Source organism: Paenibacillus sp. FSL H3-0329 (assembly GCF_037963285.1).
Classification (GTDB): domain Bacteria; phylum Bacillota; class Bacilli; order Paenibacillales; family Paenibacillaceae; genus Paenibacillus_AQ; species Paenibacillus_AQ odorifer.
On sequence record NZ_CP150150.1, the window covers coordinates 4,646,611 to 4,664,530 of the forward strand.

Here is a 17,920-nt window from a genome sequence, read left to right on the forward strand (position 1 = left end):
GTCACCTCAGATCAATGATAACCATCAGAGGGATAAATCACAAGTTCATTCCAAGGAAAAAATGCTCCTGGGCAGGAATTATTGTGGGGTTCGATGATTAAAGGGGAGATTTGGTAGCGTTCTACTAATTCTAAAACGAGTTTAGCCGTTGCAAAAAGCTGCTCCTTCCTTCCGGATATTGGAGGATCGCCCACTTCCTTACCAAAATCACCTTCCAAACAAATATGAATATACTCCGGATCTGTCAGTAGCGGTGCTGCATAAATTGCGCCATCCACTCCTACCCAGAAGTCAAAACCTTTACCGTTAATGGATGTACAGCTAGAATGATGCAGAATAAAACCTTTATAGTTCATTGCGGAATGCCCCCCTCCACATTGCTGCAATAGCATATGTTCAGGGGGGCAATGGGGTGACTATCCAAATAATAGCAGACACACAGCGATCGCAGCGACAAAGCCGACAACATCGGAGAACAGGCCAACCTTAAGCGCATAACGGCCATTCCGTACGCCTACAGCTCCAAAGTAAACGGTCAAAACATAAAGCGTTGTATCTGTGCTCCCCTGTATGGTGGAAGCAATCATACCAATTAAAGAATCCGGGCCATGCACACGGATCAGATCCGTAGTGTAGGCAAGCGACCCAGTCCCCGTAAGCGGCCGCAGAAGACCAAGCGGCAATACTTCGGCAGGAACACCAAGCCCACGCAGGGCAGGGGAAATGAAACCCATGAAAAAGTCCAGCGCACCGGAAGCGCGAAAAACACTGATCGCAACCAGCATCCCCACAAGATGGGGAATAATCGCAATGGCCGTGCCAAACCCATCTTTCGCGCCTTCAACAAAGGATTCGTAGACTGGCACTTTGCGCGTAAAAGCATAGAGCGGGATGAACGTAATCATGACCGGAATCGCCCATGCCGATATGAGACTGATGAACTGGTACAAATCACGTTCACCCTTTCAATGAGGAATTAGGGAGTGTTGTCTTCGTCAAAGGAGGAACCCCGGACTTTGCTGAAGGGGGCTTCGGCGGTTTGCGCAGTAAAGTCAGCCTTCGGAAAAACCGGTCTGCCGCAATCGCTGCAAGTGTCGCCACGGCCGTTGCTGCAAGTGTTGTACCTACTATGCCTGCGGGATCGGCTGAACCATAGTTTAACCGGATGGCAATCAGTGTGGCTGGGATAAGCGTAATGCTTGCTGTGTTAAGTGCTAGAAGAGTACACATGGCTGGTGTGGCGGTCTCTTTATCAGGGTTGAGCTTTTGCAGCTCCTGCATCGCCTTGATGCCCATTGGCGTTGCGGCATTGCCTAGTCCCAGCAGATTAGCACTCATATTGGAGAGAATATATCCAATGGCAGGATGCCCTTTCGGCACATCAGGAAATAAAAAAGCTACGACAGGGCCAAGCACCTTGGCAATCTTTTTAAGCAAACCTGCATCTTCTGCTATCTTCATGATTCCAAGCCAGAACACAAGCACACTGATTAAGCCAAAACTAACCGTTACCCCACTCTTGGCTCCGTCGAATACGGCGGCTGTAAACTCATCCATTCTGCCGTTAACGGCGGCGAACAGAAAACCGATGATGATCATTCCTAGCCAAATCCCGTTAATCATGGATACGCCTCCTTCTTCATTCATCAGCCCATTTTCTTATTTCGAACTCGCTCCCATTTCAAATAGAGCTTTCAGCGCACTGCCCAGCGCCTGGAACCAATTGTTTGCCGGATAAGACTGGGCTAGTGTGGGACTATACTTTTTCATATAAGCAGATTGCTCAGGAGGCAGATTCTCAGGAGTATACACCGGCACGCGACCTATTTCTTTTCCGCCCAGCTCCAGCACAAGCGCCCCTTGCAATCCAAAATTTGCTCGCGTAGCTTCGGCTGAGACCGTTTCCTTCTGATTCAAAACAAGTTTCGTGATCACTCTATTTTGTTCACCTTGTCCAAGTGGATAAGCAAAGGTTTTGGAGGTTACAAAGTTATAGCCCGTCACGGCATCACCACGTTCGATCAGTGTTTTGAGCGGATAGTGATTAAACCCGAAGTTTAGCAGGGAAGCATGATCATTCCAGTCATCGCCGTCATTTATAGTAACTGCAACAAGCTGCTGGCCGTTTCTGGTGGCAGAGCTGACAAGGCAGCGCAGTGCTTTTTTGGTATAACCTGTCTTTACACCGTCCGCTCCCTCGTATAAATACAGCATCTTATTTTTGTTTCTCCATTTGTAATCCCATTTCTCATTTGGATTGTCTGCAGTTTTCTCCTGCGTCTTCACAATTTCTTTAAATACAGGATTATGAAGAGCATAAGCGGTCAGAACAGCCAAGTCGTTGGCACTTGAATAATGCCCTTCAGCGTCAAGACCATGGGGATTAGCAAAATGAGTATGGGTTAGCCCTAGCTCCTCAGCCTTAGCGTTCATCAGGTATACAAAACCTTCTTCAGAACCACCGATATGCTCTGCGATCGCCGTTGCTGCATCATTCCCTGAGCGCAGCATCAGGCCATACAGCATATTTTCCAGCGTCATCTCTTCTCCCTGCTGCAAGTAAATAGAAGAGCCTTCTTTCGCATAGGCATTTTTTCCTACTTTGACTTTAGAGGCTAAATCACCATTCTCAATGGCGACGAGGGCGGTCATAATTTTGGTCAAGCTGGCAATAAGCATAGGCTCATCCCCACGGCTGCTGTACAAAATACGCCCGGATTCCACATCAATCAGTGCCGCTGCTCTTGCATGTGTAGAGATAGAGCTGTTCTCGGCCTGAATTGAAGATAGCGGCGCCAGAAGCAGCAGCGAAAGGCACAATATTAAGGCGAATGGCCATTTACGGGTTATTGTCTTCATGTTCATCCTCCGGCTTCTTATCGGATCTTAAGTAAAAGTGTTTATGTTGTACAAGTGTATGCGGACCAGCCTTAGGGTATGTCCACTCCTTGGGATGTTCCACACAAAATATCCCCACAATGTGAGGCCTTGCTTCGATATTTTTTCAGGTAATTTGCGGGGACCAAAATATACTTTCTGATACGTCAAAAAAGGGACACCGCCTGATGTATGGCGATATCCCCGAGGCTATTTGTAGAATTATGTGTACCTAATGAGTTGAAGATTGAGATGTACTTGGATCGGTTTTAACAGGTGCTGCTGCTGGTGTGGCAGGTGTTGGCGGCGTTTGAGCTGCAGCATTGCTGGTTTGGAACATGGTTTGAATTTTGTCGATGAGCCCTGGTGTTGCGTCGATGATTTTTTCGAATAGGTGAGTTTGATTGTCCAGAGGGACAATATTCACTCCATCCTTACCTACCACTAAAAAAGCGATCGGTCGAATGGAGACGCCTCCCCCGCTACCTCCACCAAATGGAAGCATTTTGACTCCACCTTGGGAGCTTGAACCACTTATAGAATCTTCTACTCGATAATCACTACCACCAGCAGCAAATCCAAAGGCAACTTTACTGATAGGCAGGATGATGCTGCCGTCAGGAGTTTGTACTGGATCTCCGACAATGGTATTCACATCTACCATGCCCTTGATATTTTCCATCGCTGTTTGCATTAGGCCTTGAATAGGATGGTCGCTCATATTGTTTCCTCCTTTAATTGAGTACGATTTCTCTTTCTTCTACAGCGTATATCATCCCCACTTCCGCCCATTTGTATGTAACTTTCATTTTAAACTTTCCCATGTGGCTCCTGACGCATCTGTTTCAGCAGATTTCTCCAATGGCCGATCCCACCTTTTTCACGCAAGACACGCCGAGATAGCCGCATTAAGGCATACAAAGTATAGCCGACTGAGATTTTCCCCTTACAGACAAACTCCATTGCAAAACAAAGCTCATCTTCAAAAACAGGCTTAACAAAAATTCGAGGGTGCTGCTGCAATTTCACCCACTGCGAAATAAAACCAACAATACTCCACTTCAGGCCCCAAACCGCTCCCGATGCGGTCGCAGTATCTGCTGCATCACCAAGAGAGAAATCGGTGGACCAATCGAGCTTTGATATTTTCACATGAGCTACAGTCTCTTTTAACCATTCCTTCAACCCGCGTGTAGATTTTACAGCTTGGTTAACATTGTCGCGCCAGTGCATTACTCTTTCTTTATCGAATATCTCTTCTTTTACGGTATCTACACCTGTCGTCGCAGTCCCTGTCTCTTTAAACTTTCCCCACACACCCTGCTCCAATCCCTTAAAAACCAATTGGGGAAGTTCATAGTGAAGCTTTATCAGACCAAAAAGAGAGGTAATATCTAATTCGAGCAGGTCATTTTTTCCATGTTTATAACACCGTATGCGGAAATCGATAGATGAAGACAGGACCAGGATCAGTGCCAGCACAAGCAAAACGAGGGGAATTGCAAGCCATAACGTCACGTATTTACCTCCAAGAAACCTTAATAATGGGAACCTTTGGTTTAGTATGGCAATTTAAGCTGGAAAAAATTCGGGGTTTGCATAAAAAATATGAGCTTAAATAAAAATAGGGACTGTCCCAAACCACATAAATGGTTTAAGGGCAGTCCCTTCAATACAATTATTAGCGTTCTCGTACGAACTAAGGCAGCTCGACATCCTCAAACGTCATTTGAGTATCCAGCTTATTGAACAATAGCTGCGTCTCTTCTTCCAAATTATCCGTGGACTCAAAGTTCGTTGGTTCCGGCAGATCCTTTAGACTGGCAAGACCAAAGCTCTCCAAGAAGGATTTAGTCGTCCCGTACAGAATTGGCCGGCCTACCGCTTCCGCACGACCAACCTCATGAATCAAATCCTTGTTATTCAGCGTATGAATTGCGCGTTCCGACTTCACACCCCGGATTTCTTCAATCTCCACCCGCGTAATCGGTTGGCGATAAGCCACGATTGCGAGAGTCTCTAAGGCAGCCTGAGACAAGGTTGATCTGGATGGTGAATAGGCCAGACGCTCAAAATAGTGGGCATGATCAGGCAATGTAGCCAGCCGATAGTTCCCGGCAATTTGCACTACCTGTAAGCCCCGCTCCTGTGCTACATAATCTTCTTTCAGTTCCTCTAATGCTCCGGCTGCAAGCTCTGGGCGCTGTTCCGTAATTTCAGCCACTTGGCGTACAGAGATTCCTTCATCCCCTGATAGAAACAGCAGGCCCTCAATAATCGATTTCAGCGTTTTGTAATCCATTGAAGTGTTCTCCTCCTCTCCACTCCATTACGATGTCATCAAACAATTTCTCTTGGTAGCAAAAAATCGCCTTCATTTTCATCAGTTCCAGAATCGCAAGAAAAGTAACTACGATTTCGTGCCGTGCCATTTCATCGTGAAGCAGTGCCGAGAAATGCAGCTTACCGCCTGTTCCTCTGCGCTGCAGCGCATCTGATACATCACGTATACGATCTTTTACCGATATTTCATCCCGGGTAATCCGCTGGTAAGAAGACCTTCTGGCAGCCTTACTTAGCGCTTTACGAAAAGCGGCTATTAAGTCTGAGGTATGTAGTCCTTTTAGCGTTTGATCAATCTCTTCTGGCACGAATGGACCCAAATCCTCAGGCTCCTTCGTAAAAATCAAGCTCCGCTCGCTCTCCATATCCATTAGATGTACAGCAATACTCTTGAACTTACGATACTCAATCAGTCGCTGAACAAGTTCAGCTCGTGGATCAAATTCATCCTCTTCGTAATATTCAAAATCATCGATCTCAATGACCGGTGGTTTGGGCAGCAATAGCTTGCTCTTTATAGATAAAAGGGTAGCGGCCATCACGAGAAATTCACTCGTAATATCCAATTCAAGCTCCTGCATGCTACGCAGGTATTCCATATACTGTTCGGTGATCTCGGCGACCGGAATGTCCTGGATGTCGATTTCCGCCTTATCAATTAAATGCAAGAGCAGATCCAGCGGACCTTCAAACGTCTCCAGCTTGTACAATACAGTCACGAAGCATCCTCCCGCCAAAAAAAGTAAAGTGCAGCGCCCGTCTGGACGCTACACAAGTAGAAAGGGCTCTTATAATCCATGCTTTCTTCTTATACTATAAATAAGCACGAATTCGACTGATTCGTCAATAGCTGACTTACTTAAACAGTTTGTTAAGATTCGCCATTTCAATCGCAGCAGTCGCAGCATCCCAGCCTTTATTGCCTGCTTTGGTTCCTGAACGCTCGATGGCCTGTTCAATATTTTCAGTAGTAACTACGCCAAAAATGGTTGGCACGCCGGTCTTAAGATTGATAGCGGCTACTCCTTTGGCAACTTCATTACATACATAATCATAGTGTGTAGTGGAACCACGGATAACCGTTCCTAAGGTAATTACAGCGTCGTATTTGCCGCTTTCAGCCATTTTTTGCGCGATCAATGGAATTTCAAATACCCCTGGAACCCAAGCAACATCCACTTCATCATCACCGACACCATGGCGTTTAAAGGCATCGAGTGCACCTGACAAAAGCTTGCTGGTAATAAATTCATTAAAACGTCCTACAACAACTCCGTATTTTAACCCCTCAGAAACTAAGTGTCCTTCTAAATATTTCGGCATATCCATCATCTACCCTTCGTTTTTTATAATGTATGGTTAAGCTTTCGAATCCTCATTTTGTTCAATATCGTCAAAAGACAGCATATGTCCAAGCTTCGCTTGCTTCGTGTGGAGATAGTTGGTGTTGTCCTTGTTCTCCGGCATTTGTATCGGCACGCGCTCAACGACTTCCAATCCATAACCCTCCAGCCCTTTGATCTTACGCGGGTTGTTCGTGAGCAGACGGATTTGGCGCACACCCAGATCCTTCAGAATTTGTGCTCCAATTCCATAATCACGCAGATCTGCTGGAAAACCAAGCTTTAGATTCGCATCTACAGTGTCAAGACCTTCCTCTTGCAGCTTGTAAGCCCGAAGCTTATTGATAAGGCCAATGCCTCTGCCTTCTTGGCGCATATAGAGCAACACGCCCCTGCCGGCAGTTTCGATCTGCCGCAGTGCAGCTTCAAATTGCGGGCCGCAATCGCAACGATGGGAGTGGAATACATCACCAGTCAGGCATTCGGAATGTACACGTACAAGCACTGGCTCATCGCCGGAAATATCGCCTTTTACCAAAGCTACATGCTCTTTATCATCGACTTCATTTGTATAAGCAATGGTCTGGAAATCCCCAAAATCGGTAGGAAGACGTACTGAAACCTCGCGAGTAACGAGTTGTTCTTTTTCATTGCGATAATGAATAAGATCCTTGATACTGATCAGCTTAAGATCATGCTTGCGGGCAATTTCGATTAGATCAGGTAAGCGGGCCATTGAGCCATCTTCCTTGATAATCTCGCAAATGACACTGGCTGGATAAGCGCCACACATCCGCGCTAGATCAACAGCAGCCTCCGTATGTCCGGAGCGGCGCAGAACGCCACCTTTTTTCGCAATCAGCGGGAACATATGCCCCGGTCTGCGGAAATCAGCAGGTTTCGCTTTTGGATCGATCATGGCCTTAACGGTCAAAGATCTTTCCCCCGCAGAGATCCCAGTGGTTGTATCAATATGGTCAACAGATACGGTAAAAGCCGTACCGTGATTATCGGTATTGTGGGTTACCATGGCTTGCAGTTCAAGTTCTGCCGCACGCTCCTGGGTAATAGGCATACAAACCAATCCACGTCCCTCAGTAATCATAAAATTGATGACCTCTGGTGTCGCCCGTTCAGCAAGGGCTATAAAATCCCCTTCATTCTCACGATCTTCATCATCCACTACAATGATGACTTTACCGCGCATTAAGTCATATATTGCATCTTCAATCGGATCCAAGACACTTTCCTTTTTCGATTGCTCGCTCATGATCCTATCCTCCTAAAAGCTTTACGAAAGATTATTCCCTTCTTCGTAAGCAAACTCTTTATTTAAACAAACCCGTTCGCCGCCAAGAAATCATGACTAATCCCGGAGCTGCTCTCGCCTTCCTCATCTTGGGCGGCTGAGCCATAATGCAACAGATGATCTACATATTTGCCAAGTACATCACACTCGATATTTACACTATCCCCGGCCCGTTTGTGCGTCAGAACTGTTTCCCCTAACGTATGCGGAATAATGGACACTGCCAGCGATGAGGCCGTAGTCTTCACTACAGTTAAACTAATGCCGTCGATCGTGATCGATCCCTTAGGGATAATATATTTAAATAGTGATTTACGATCCGGTGCAATCTCGAATACAACAGCATTCTGATCACGTTTTACACTCTTAATAATGCCAGTGCCATCAACATGTCCTTGAACAATATGTCCTCCAAAACGCCCGCCAGCTGCCATCGCTCGTTCCAGATTCATCCGGCTGCCGGGCTTCAGTTCCTTCAGGTTGCTATTCCGGTAGGTCTGTGGCATTACATCCACTGTAAAGGAATGATCGCCCAAAGTTGTCGCCGTAAGGCAAACCCCATTGACGGACACACTGTCACCGATTTTTAGATCATCCATGATGACCGAAGCGGCAATATTCAGCACCATCATTTTCCCACCGGCGGAGACACTGCGCAAAACACCAACCTCTTCAATTAATCCGGTGAACATGATATCCCTCCTAAAAAGCATTACTTCCTCAAATTCACTTCGCTTAAAACTTTTTTAGCGTACCGGAGTACCGCTGATACATACATTATCTCCTAGCACTTTTACTTCCAATCCTTCAAGTGAGATCGCATCCTTCATCAGCTCTACACCCGGGAATACGAAAGTCCCTTTCGCTTCTGTACCACCACCGACAATTTTTGGAGCGAAGAAGAGAATCACACGATCCACTAGCCCGCTTTCCAGCATCGCACCGTTCAGCGTTCCCCCGCCTTCAAGCAAAATAGAGCCAATTTCCATTTCGCCAAGGGATATCATGGCCGCCTTCAGATCCACTCTTGGACCTGCTCCGCACACAACGATTTGAACACCTGCTTTCAGCAGTGCAGCCTTCTTAGCAGGATCTGCAGCATCGGTTGTTACAATAAGAGTAGGCGCTAGGCCATCACATACAACTGCCGAATCCAGAGGAATACGTAGCCCGGAATCAATGATGATCCGCGTCGGGTTAATGCCAGGCACTTCTGTTCTTGTTGTCAGAGAGGGATTATCAGCAATCACTGTATTCACACCGACCATGATGCCCTGATGCCGATGCCGCAGCGTATGTACGATCTCCCGCGCTTCCCCATTCGAAATCCATTTACTGTCACCAGATTTGGTAGACAGATTGCCATCAAGCGTGCTAGCACTCTTCAGCGTAACAAAAGGTTGTTTTGTCAAAATATATTTGATAAAACGCTCATTCAATCGAAGCGCGCGATCACGCAGCAAACCAACTTCGACCTCAATCCCTTGGTCTCGCAGCATTTGGATTCCTCTTCCTGCCACCTGTGGGTTGGGGTCTTCACAAGCAACCACAACTCTAGCTACCCCTTCATCGATCAGCCTTTGGCTGCAAGGTGGAGTCTTTCCATAATGGCTGCACGGTTCTAGTGTGACATATGCCGTACTGCCCTGTGCCTGCCCAGCTGCCATATTCAAAGCGTGCACCTCGGCATGCCCCGTACCTCGCTGCAAATGAGTTCCGAGTCCAATCATTGCTCCATTCTTCACCACAACGCAACCAACAACAGGGTTAATTCCCGTTTGCCCTTGGGCACGTTCGGCCATGTCCAGTGCTAGCGACATATAAAACTCATCATTCATGTTGTCCATCTCTTCCTCCTATCCACTGCTGTCTATTCTTAAGCTAAAAAAACAGAAAAACCCATCTCATTCTCCAGGAGGAGTTCAAGATGGGTTATGCGAGAGTTAATCGGCAGTCCAAATAAAAGTGTGCTTAAATAGCCGTCAATCGACGGGTATTGTGAAATATCGCACATAATTATATGAAAACACTGCGATCCGCCAGTCCATTGCAGACAAACGGTCAACCTCTCCTTCTTCCATCCAGACTATACTGTCGGTCCCGGAATTTCACCAGGTCCACCGTTCGCGTCAACAACGCGAGCCGGGTAGCGGACTGAGCACTGTAGATGAACTTAATAAGTTACTTCTACAACAGCATCACCGCCGGTAGGGAATTACACCCTGCCCTGAAGGATTGATCCTTTATTTAATTGAGGTTCAAGTTTTCCTTACTAACAAAATTATCACTTACACCAGCGAAATGCAAGTGCGTTTATTATATTTACTTAAAATTTGTAACTAGATTATAGATTGTACTGAGTTTATAAAAGGAAACCAAGAAGCGCCAGGACAAGGACTCCTGGCGCTTCTTGGTTATATTTCATGATTACAAACCACGTTCTTGTTGTTTCAAAAGATCACGAATTTCCGTAAGCAGCACGATATCCTCTGCAGGTGCTGGAGTCTCCACCACTTCAACTTTAACGGCTTCTTTACGCTGAAATTTATTGGCCAGCTTGATAACCAGAAAAATGGAAAATGAAATAATAAAGAAATCCACAACCGATTGTAAAAATAGTCCATAAGGTATTTTCAGGTCCGTACTGACTTCAAGCACCCGATCCTTCAAATCTATCCCACCAGTAAGCAAACCTGCAATTGGCATAATAATGTCATTTACTAATGAAGTTACAATCTTTCCGAATGCAGCTCCAATAATGACCGCAACCGCTAAATCAAGAACATTTCCTTTCAAGGCAAAAGCTTTAAATTCCTTCCACATATTCCAAATTACCCCCAACATATTTAATTTGAAATTATTATAGCATAGTAGCTTCCTAATTCTTAAGACTTGTTAAGAAACTATTAAGTTTCCCTTTACTTTTATCTGCCAGCGTTGTTAAGAAGTCTCCTGTTAAATAGGGTTTAAGCACTACAAGAAAGGAAGATTTCTATCATGACAACTCTTAAAAAAGATTCCAGAACTGCATGTTAGGGGCATGGCTGGGAATGTATTATCACAGATCAAAACATGGATTGAGGCACAGCGATCAGAGCAAGCTAAAAGAAAAAACAAACTGGCATAATGCTGTGGGCGATTTGGTCTTTTATTCCACTAATTTATGAGCTGCAATACAGTTCCTTTGCCTTCACCGGTCTTCAAATGAGGCTTCCAAACAAGAAAATGTTGTATACTTCTTATAGCAAGATTGCTTTACAAGCAAGAAAGGACGCTGAGAAATGCACAACGCAACGCTGCTATTGGTGGACGACGAAGCCGAGATTATTAAACTAATGCAGATCTATCTGGAGAACGAGGGCTATCGGCTGTTAACTGCCAGAGACGGGCTGGAAGCACTCGAAATTATCAATAGAGAGACTATAGACCTAATGGTTCTTGATATCATGATGCCTAATATGGACGGCATTGAGGCTTGTATTAAAATTCGTGAAACGCAAAAATTTCCGATCATCATGTTATCTGCTAAAGGGCAGGAACTTGATAAAATCACCGGACTTAGCGTAGGTGCAGATGATTATGTTACGAAACCTTTTAGTCCGCTGGAGTTAGTTGCCCGTGTTAAATCCCAGCTGCGCAGAACTCGAAATTACATGGCAGATCTAAACGCCAAACAGGATGAAATCATCATTGATGGCTTGGTTATTAATTCGGTTACGCATGAAGTTAGTGTGGATGATCAGCCAGTTAAACTTACCCCGCGAGAATTTGCGATTCTAGAGCTGCTCGCCCGTAATAGAGGACAAGTCCTAAGCATGGAGCAGATCTACGCCAAAGTATGGAAAGAACAATTCCTGGAAAGCACCAATACACTCATGGTGCATATTCGTAAAATCAGAGAAAAAATAGAAGAAGATCCGCGTAAACCACAATACTTAAAAACGGTATGGGGCGTTGGCTACAAACTGGAAAAAGGAGGTCCTTCTAGTTGAACTTTAAACGATTCGATACCCTATCCTGGAAAATAGTTGGCTTCAGCTTAACAAGCCTAGCACTCACCGCTTTAATCTTAATGGGCAGCTATTATGGCACTTCACTATTGCTGTGGTTAAATCCTTCGCGCTCCTTTTGGGGAGTCAGACTCATTCTCTGGGTGATCAATACAATTGGATCGACGCCAGTTGTAATTCTTATAGGGATTCCTTTATTTATTTTTTTCATCCTAAAACTGTCCAGAAATACAACTAAGAATCTTCATAACATTACGAGCGGAGTTCAGGCCATTGCGGATGGCAATTTGTCTTTCAAGGTGCCGGTATCAGGTACGGATGAACTCGGAAAGCTCGCTGAAAATATGAACACAATGGCTGGCAAGCTAAAATCTGCTATAGAGGAAGAACGAGCCGCTGCAAAAGCCAAAAATGACCTAATCACAGGTGTGTCCCATGACCTCCGAACCCCACTAACCTCTGTTCTCGGATTCCTTGAATATGTGGAGAAGGATCGTTATAAAAACGAGGTTGAGCTGCGTTATTATGTGAATATTGCCTATGAGAAATCTCTGACTCTTAAAAAGCTAATCGACGATTTATTTGAATACACACGCGTCAGCAGCAGCGGATTACCGCTAAATATTGAGCCTGTAGATCTCGGCAAGCTGCTCGAACAGCTGATTGAGGAATTTGCACCCGTACTGGAACAAGCAGATATGATCTACCGCATTCATACGGATACAGCTCCTCTGATCATCAACGGAGATGCGGACGAGCTGGTGCGATTGTATGAGAACCTATTTACCAATGCCGTAAGATACGGAAAGGAAGGAAAAATTCTAGACATTTCTGTTGTTAGAAAAGACGATAGAATAGTTGCTGTATGTACGAATTATGGTACTCCTATCCCTGCATCCGACCTCCCCCACTTATTTAAACGCTTTTATCGTGTCGATAAATCCCGCTCCCGAGAGACAGGCGGAAGTGGCTTAGGGCTCGCCATAGCCAAGAGTATTGCAGAGCTTCACGGCGGAACCATTACAGCCAAAAGCACACGCAAACAAACTGAATTTGAAACCTCTTTCCCTGTGAGCGAATGATGCTTGCAGGGATTTTTTGTACAATCTCATCCATTAAGAAAATGATAAGATTTCATAACATAAAGCCTTAAGATCTCTGACTTATAGTGATTTCATACCAACTCTGCTATAAGTGAGGAATTCCTCTAATATTATTATCCATCTTATTTAACTATGCTAGGGGCCATTTCATTCATACCGCGACAGCTAAGCATCGCCGACCACTACTGATCTTTAGCTTAAGCACGCCGAGAACACCGTTACTATGACTGTGGGCAGTGTCAAAGCACTCGTGAACGGGAAAGCTCTCACCATTGATGCTGCGCCGCTACTGCCAGGAGGAAAAGTTTTAGTCCCGGTACACTTAAGAATCAGCCATAAATTTTTCAAAAAAAGCACAAAAGCACCCGGCATTTATCATGCTGGGTGCTTTTGCATAAAAGCTTAAATCACACTAATCTCAATCACTCCGTCTTACCCCTACGTCTAAATACTCGGTTCAAAACAAAGCCTATCGTTATCAACCCAATTCCCGACAGATACAGTGGCATTGGACTATTCTCACCTGTCTTCGGCAGCTGAGGAGCAACCGAAGTGCTATTGTTCACCGTACCCTTTGGTACTTCTTCATCATCGATATCAACTTCTCCTAAAGGAATTTCATCTTCGGTTATCTCTTGCTCAGGAATTCCCTCATCGGTTGATGTCGCGGATCCTAGATCGGCGGCAATTTCAGGACCAGCAGGAACAGCTGGATCATTAATAATTACCCCTGGTACGGGCGAACTTGTAGACGTGGGTACCACCGAACCTCCAGATGTGCTGCTTGTAGGGATTGGTGTAGGTGCAGCAGTCGCTTCTGGTGATGGAGAAACCGTCGGTTCTGGCGTTGTTGATGGTGCAGGTGTTACGGTTGGCTCTGGTGTTGTTGTTGGAGCATCGGTTGGTTCTGGTGTTGCCGTAGGCGTTGGCTCCACTGCTTTTTGATTCGTAATCACCAGTTGAATCGCTGACGAGGAACGAATCTCCACTGGATGCTCGGATGTATCGAGCACGTAACCATTTGGAGCTGCTGTCTCCACCAATACATAGCTACCCAGCCATATTTTATTGAATGTAGCTGTACCCTCTGCATCTGTAGTTAGACTGTTAATCAGTACACGTTCCGTGCCATTTAGTCGATACAATGCAAAAGTCGCATCACCAAGCGCCTTTAAGTTATCTTCAGCATCTAGCTTCTTAATATTGAGGGTGCCTCTAACCCCGCTGCCTGTGCCAGAACCGCTGGAGACCCCGACAATAATTTCTTTGGAGGTCTCTTTACTTATTTCGCTGCCGTTAAAACCACTGAAATGTACAGTATTTATTACTTTGTCTCCAGTGTTAGCCACAATCAGGGATTGATATTCGAGAATGTAAGCCCTGCTGATTTCCTTGGCAAAGCTTAACTCAAAGGATTGTTTTCCATCGGCATCCGTTGTAATAACTACGCTATAATCAATACCCTGAATCAATTCAGGGCCGCTTTTCGTGATATCTCCGTTCACAGCTACAGCCGTAGGATATAGATGGAATGAATTCTGCAGCAAAATTTGATTAGCACTGGGAGTATCTTTGATTAAAGCATCCTTTACAGTAGACTGCCCCCGGTTAATTTGCAGGCTCCAGTCGATTTTATCCCCGTTTTGTGTGCCGTCCTTCAGCACATAATCCTCTCCAAAAGGAATTTTTACGGAGGCGGTCAAATCTTTGGAAACCACTTTTGTTCCATCATAGAGATTAGCTTTATTATCAATAGTAGTGCCTATTATTTGCCCTTCAAGACTTGTGTTAAATTCAATGTAGAAAGCGGAGTTAATCCTATCTGTAAAAATGACCTTTAATTCATTATCGCTATTTAAGCTATAGGTATATTTATTACGATTCACTTCTCCACCCTTGGTAGGATCACCATTCTTTGCAATATTCATAGTGTAAACTTTAAGTGAACCAGGAACCAAGGTCTGGCCTGATTTTAAAATATCTGCAAGCGCCGGAGCTTCGAGGGTTTTGCCGTTATAATTGGCGCCTATCGTCCAAGTAATTTCTTTAGTTGAAGCATCGTAGGCTCCCCCTTTAAATCCATTGTTTTTCGCTTCAGGTCTAGGAATGAATAACCCTTCTGCTTCTATCGTGCGTAAGGCTTCAGTAGAGTCCATCCAGTCTAAGCGAACTTTGTTGTTGAAATTTTCAGTTTTAGCCCAAATCCAATCCTTGTTAAATTCTGTAGAATAGCTAATCGTGTAAAGACCAGATATCGGTGAATTAAACACTACCTTGAAGCCTTTATTAGGCTCGACAGGTGAGTTGTATACTAGATTATAGTTATTCGGATTTAAAACATTTCCATTCAGATTTCTAATCACCAGTGATTCCGGAATAAACTTTAGGCCGCCTAATGGGAAGGATTCGGTAACTGCAACATGGCTCATCGGGTAATTGTCACTATTCAATGTGACCTTCCAGCCCAATGTTTTATTCTGATAATCTACGGTTGATAAAGTCTTATAAAGAATGGAAGACCGGATTAATCGGGTAGCCTGATTACTATACGTACTATCGGAGACTGTATTAGTTATGGTGACATCCTCAAACACGCGCTTTATCGCTTTTGTCTTATATTCGATTCGATATGGTGAAGTAACATCGTGTACAAATTGCAATACAAACCCAGCCTTATGAACGTCTGAGGTGGAAACAACCGTGTAGTCAACATCCTTTGTCAAAACCTTGCCTAACGTTGCACCACCGGAAGAATCCAGCTGCACAGCATATACTTTTAATGAATCGGCTACCAGCTCTTGAGAATCATCGAACAAATCTGTTAACACAGCGTTTCCTTGCGGGATGTTCTTTTCACTGTAGTTATATTCAATTGCCCAGGAAATGATCTGCTTGCCCCCATCATAGCTTGTGGAATACTTTTTCAAGCTTCCTCCACGTTCTACATTCACTGTGGCAGAGGAGCTGGCAGGCTCTTGCCCATCTCCTGAAAAAGTTGCAGTATTGGTGAAGCTTAGCTGATGGTCATTAGTAATCCCTGTGGAATATACAATACGGTAAGCCTCTTTAATCACAGGCTCCGTAAAACGGACAATCAGTGCCCCTCCGGAGAGCTCTGCAGAGTATTTGCTTGTGTCGAGCAACGCTCCTTCCGTTACTGAACCATCCAATTGAATGCTCAGTTGATACACGCTCACAGTGACTGGAGTATTTAATGATAAGCCTGAAGGGATGGGGTCCGTCACAATGGCATTCCCCACGGCTTCCAAAGACTTATTGACATCAACAGTCCATAATATTTGGTTCGCATTGAAGCCTTCGGGAATACCTCTCTTCTCTATGATCGATCCAACACTTGGCTTAAAATTCACTGTCACTGTCTGAACGCCACCGCTCACGGGAAATAAAATATTCTGAATAGTACTGCCCGAGATTTTCTGTTTATCGAATTTAGTATTTAACCGCAGCGTTCCCTGCACGTCATCATGCATTTCTATGTAGTCATTAAAAGTCATTATCACTTCATGTGAATTTTGCCTGACTTCAAAGCTCCCTACATCTCCATCCTCAGAGACTAAGGGTCCGTTAAAATCATTAAATAGCTGGAACTGTTCCGGTAGCTGAAAAGTAAAAGTGTCGCCCTGCTTGTAATTATGATTTTTAGGAAGAGACCAATTATAATCCAAGGTAACATTAGCATCTTGTTCGTATACGCTATTCGTGACTGTGATTCCATCCGGCCCGTAAACAGCCATCGAAACACTGGTGATGATATTTCTTTCGTCATCAATCGCAGCCGCTTTTACTTGCGGAGCAAATCCGATGCCATAGGCATATTGTGCCACAAGCATCAAAATAATGACCATTACACTTATTTTTTTCTTAAACATGTTCTTTTTGCCTCCATTTTCTTGTTCTAATTGTTTTCCACCCCTGTTTGTTCAAAAGCTTCATATGTAATTCCGCACCCAGCGCCCCATCTTATGTTAATATAATGAAAAGTCTTCCTTATGTGGTGGAGTTGACAGAACATATACATATATACCCAATTTATGGATATCTAGAATCAATATTATTAAAATTCTCAAACTTTATTTTTGATGGATGTTTTCACGTTCAAAGGAGGTTTGTCTATGCAGCTTTCATCTTTTTTTGATCGCCAGCACGCGGAGGATTTCATCATGTTCTCATCTTCGCATTGGGTTGCGCTGTCTATCATTACGTTAAGTTGTCTACTGCTCTATGGCTTACGGTTTGAAATTCGTGCAGATTCAAGACTTCGGCAAAGTGTGCGTTTGCTGCTAATCATTCTACTTGTAGTCTCAGAAGCCGGGCTGCAAATGTGGTACATCTCTCAGAACATCTGGCGCTCCAGCTCCTCATTACCGTTCGAGCTCTGTGGAATCACTCTACTGCTGTCTATTATCATGTTAATTTCACGCAGTCGAACCCTTTATTCCTTTCTCTACTTTGCCGGGATCGGCGGAGCATTTATTGCTTTGCTTACCCCTAACCTAGTTTATCCGTTCCCTCATTTCCGCTTTCTCCTGTTTTTTATAGCTCATGGTTCTATTATTCTGGCGTCTCTTTATATGACCTGGATTGAGGGCTACAAGCCGACTTGGAGATCGTTACTCATCACCATGCTTGGCCTCAATATTGTGGCTGCCTGCATCTGGACTGCTAATTACTTCCTAGGCTCAAACTACATGTTCCTATCCCAGAAGCCTAGCACCTATTCCGTATTGGATTATTTTGGACCTTATCCTTATTACCTGCTTGTTGAAGAGCTGTTTGCCTTCACTGTGTTTCTTGCCATGTATTTGATATTCTTCTGGCTGCCAGAACGGCGCAATTCGCGGCGTACACAGGTTAGGCGGATTCTTTAACAACACAAAAAAGCCAGCCCCGATATTCGGAGACTGGCTTTTTAAC

At 44.7% G+C, this 17,920-nt stretch carries 17 protein-coding genes and 1 riboswitch; of the genes, 3 read left to right on the forward strand and 14 right to left on the reverse strand.

Going from position 1 to position 17,920, the window contains the following annotated elements:
• Nucleotides 1-11 precede the first annotated feature (11 nt).
• The 13 genes from NSQ66_RS20605 to mscL all read right to left on the reverse strand — a co-directional run bounded on the left by NSQ66_RS20605 (nucleotide 12) and on the right by mscL (nucleotide 10,695).
• Complete coding sequence (locus tag NSQ66_RS20605; protein WP_036676164.1) at nucleotides 12-356, reverse strand: N-acetylmuramoyl-L-alanine amidase; 345 nt, start codon at nucleotides 354-356, stop codon at nucleotides 12-14.
• Nucleotides 357-416: 60 nt separating this feature from the next.
• On the reverse strand, nucleotides 417-950 hold the full coding sequence (locus tag NSQ66_RS20610; RefSeq protein ID WP_036676158.1) for a spore maturation protein: 534 nt from the start codon (nucleotides 948-950) through the stop codon (nucleotides 417-419).
• A gap of 7 nt (nucleotides 951-957) precedes the next feature.
• Entirely contained in the window at nucleotides 958-1,623 is a 666-nt protein-coding gene (locus tag NSQ66_RS20615) for a nucleoside recognition domain-containing protein (RefSeq protein ID WP_036676157.1), read from the reverse strand.
• A 36-nt stretch (nucleotides 1,624-1,659) separates the two neighbouring features.
• Nucleotides 1,660-2,859, reverse strand: coding sequence for a D-alanyl-D-alanine carboxypeptidase family protein (locus NSQ66_RS20620; protein ID WP_178420405.1), 1,200 nt, complete (start codon nucleotides 2,857-2,859; stop codon nucleotides 1,660-1,662).
• Between the two features lie 250 nt (nucleotides 2,860-3,109).
• Nucleotides 3,110-3,598 (reverse strand): GerW family sporulation protein, encoded by a 489-nt coding sequence (ytfJ, locus tag NSQ66_RS20625; RefSeq protein WP_036676154.1) that lies wholly within the window; start codon nucleotides 3,596-3,598, stop codon nucleotides 3,110-3,112.
• Nucleotides 3,599-3,687: 89 nt separating this feature from the next.
• Nucleotides 3,688-4,395 (reverse strand): DUF2953 domain-containing protein, encoded by a 708-nt coding sequence (locus NSQ66_RS20630; RefSeq protein ID WP_076101497.1) that lies wholly within the window; start codon nucleotides 4,393-4,395, stop codon nucleotides 3,688-3,690.
• 181 nt (nucleotides 4,396-4,576) lie between these two features.
• Entirely contained in the window at nucleotides 4,577-5,179 is a 603-nt protein-coding gene (gene scpB / locus NSQ66_RS20635; protein ID WP_036676149.1) for an SMC-Scp complex subunit ScpB, read from the reverse strand.
• On the reverse strand, nucleotides 5,148-5,939 hold the full coding sequence (locus NSQ66_RS20640) for a segregation/condensation protein A (protein WP_036676147.1): 792 nt from the start codon (nucleotides 5,937-5,939) through the stop codon (nucleotides 5,148-5,150). Before NSQ66_RS20640 ends, scpB begins: the two co-directional genes overlap by 32 nt.
• 136 nt (nucleotides 5,940-6,075) lie before the next feature.
• The gene (gene ribE, locus NSQ66_RS20645; protein ID WP_036676377.1) at nucleotides 6,076-6,543 is read right to left on the reverse strand and encodes a 6,7-dimethyl-8-ribityllumazine synthase; all 468 of its coding nucleotides are present in this window, start codon (nucleotides 6,541-6,543) and stop codon (nucleotides 6,076-6,078) included.
• Nucleotides 6,544-6,579: 36 nt separating this feature from the next.
• Nucleotides 6,580-7,833 (reverse strand): bifunctional 3,4-dihydroxy-2-butanone-4-phosphate synthase/GTP cyclohydrolase II, encoded by a 1,254-nt coding sequence (locus NSQ66_RS20650; RefSeq protein ID WP_051490904.1) that lies wholly within the window; start codon nucleotides 7,831-7,833, stop codon nucleotides 6,580-6,582.
• A gap of 62 nt (nucleotides 7,834-7,895) precedes the next feature.
• Entirely contained in the window at nucleotides 7,896-8,564 is a 669-nt protein-coding gene (locus tag NSQ66_RS20655; RefSeq protein ID WP_339279370.1) for a riboflavin synthase, read from the reverse strand.
• Nucleotides 8,565-8,618: 54 nt separating this feature from the next.
• A complete protein-coding gene (ribD, locus tag NSQ66_RS20660) occupies nucleotides 8,619-9,719 on the reverse strand; it encodes a bifunctional diaminohydroxyphosphoribosylaminopyrimidine deaminase/5-amino-6-(5-phosphoribosylamino)uracil reductase RibD (RefSeq protein ID WP_339279372.1) in 1,101 nt (366 codons plus the stop codon).
• 218 nt (nucleotides 9,720-9,937) lie between these two features.
• Nucleotides 9,938-10,111: riboswitch (FMN riboswitch) on the reverse strand.
• 188 nt (nucleotides 10,112-10,299) lie between these two features.
• The gene (mscL, locus tag NSQ66_RS20665) at nucleotides 10,300-10,695 is read right to left on the reverse strand and encodes a large-conductance mechanosensitive channel protein MscL (protein WP_036676141.1); all 396 of its coding nucleotides are present in this window, start codon (nucleotides 10,693-10,695) and stop codon (nucleotides 10,300-10,302) included.
• A gap of 458 nt (nucleotides 10,696-11,153) precedes the next feature.
• Here mscL and NSQ66_RS20670 point away from each other — a divergent pair, with 458 nt between their 5' ends.
• Complete coding sequence (locus tag NSQ66_RS20670; protein WP_036676140.1) at nucleotides 11,154-11,864, forward strand: response regulator transcription factor; 711 nt, start codon at nucleotides 11,154-11,156, stop codon at nucleotides 11,862-11,864.
• On the forward strand, nucleotides 11,861-12,964 hold the full coding sequence (locus NSQ66_RS20675) for a HAMP domain-containing sensor histidine kinase (protein ID WP_076274152.1): 1,104 nt from the start codon (nucleotides 11,861-11,863) through the stop codon (nucleotides 12,962-12,964). Before NSQ66_RS20670 ends, NSQ66_RS20675 begins: the two co-directional genes overlap by 4 nt.
• 443 nt (nucleotides 12,965-13,407) lie before the next feature.
• On the opposite strand, the gene NSQ66_RS20680 is transcribed toward NSQ66_RS20675, so the two are convergent.
• The gene (locus NSQ66_RS20680; protein WP_076274153.1) at nucleotides 13,408-16,875 is read right to left on the reverse strand and encodes a collagen binding domain-containing protein; all 3,468 of its coding nucleotides are present in this window, start codon (nucleotides 16,873-16,875) and stop codon (nucleotides 13,408-13,410) included.
• Nucleotides 16,876-17,118: 243 nt separating this feature from the next.
• Between NSQ66_RS20680 and NSQ66_RS20685 the strand changes: the two genes are divergently transcribed.
• The gene (locus NSQ66_RS20685) at nucleotides 17,119-17,874 is read left to right on the forward strand and encodes a TIGR02206 family membrane protein (protein WP_036676136.1); all 756 of its coding nucleotides are present in this window, start codon (nucleotides 17,119-17,121) and stop codon (nucleotides 17,872-17,874) included.
• The last annotated feature ends 46 nt before the right edge of the window (nucleotides 17,875-17,920 follow it).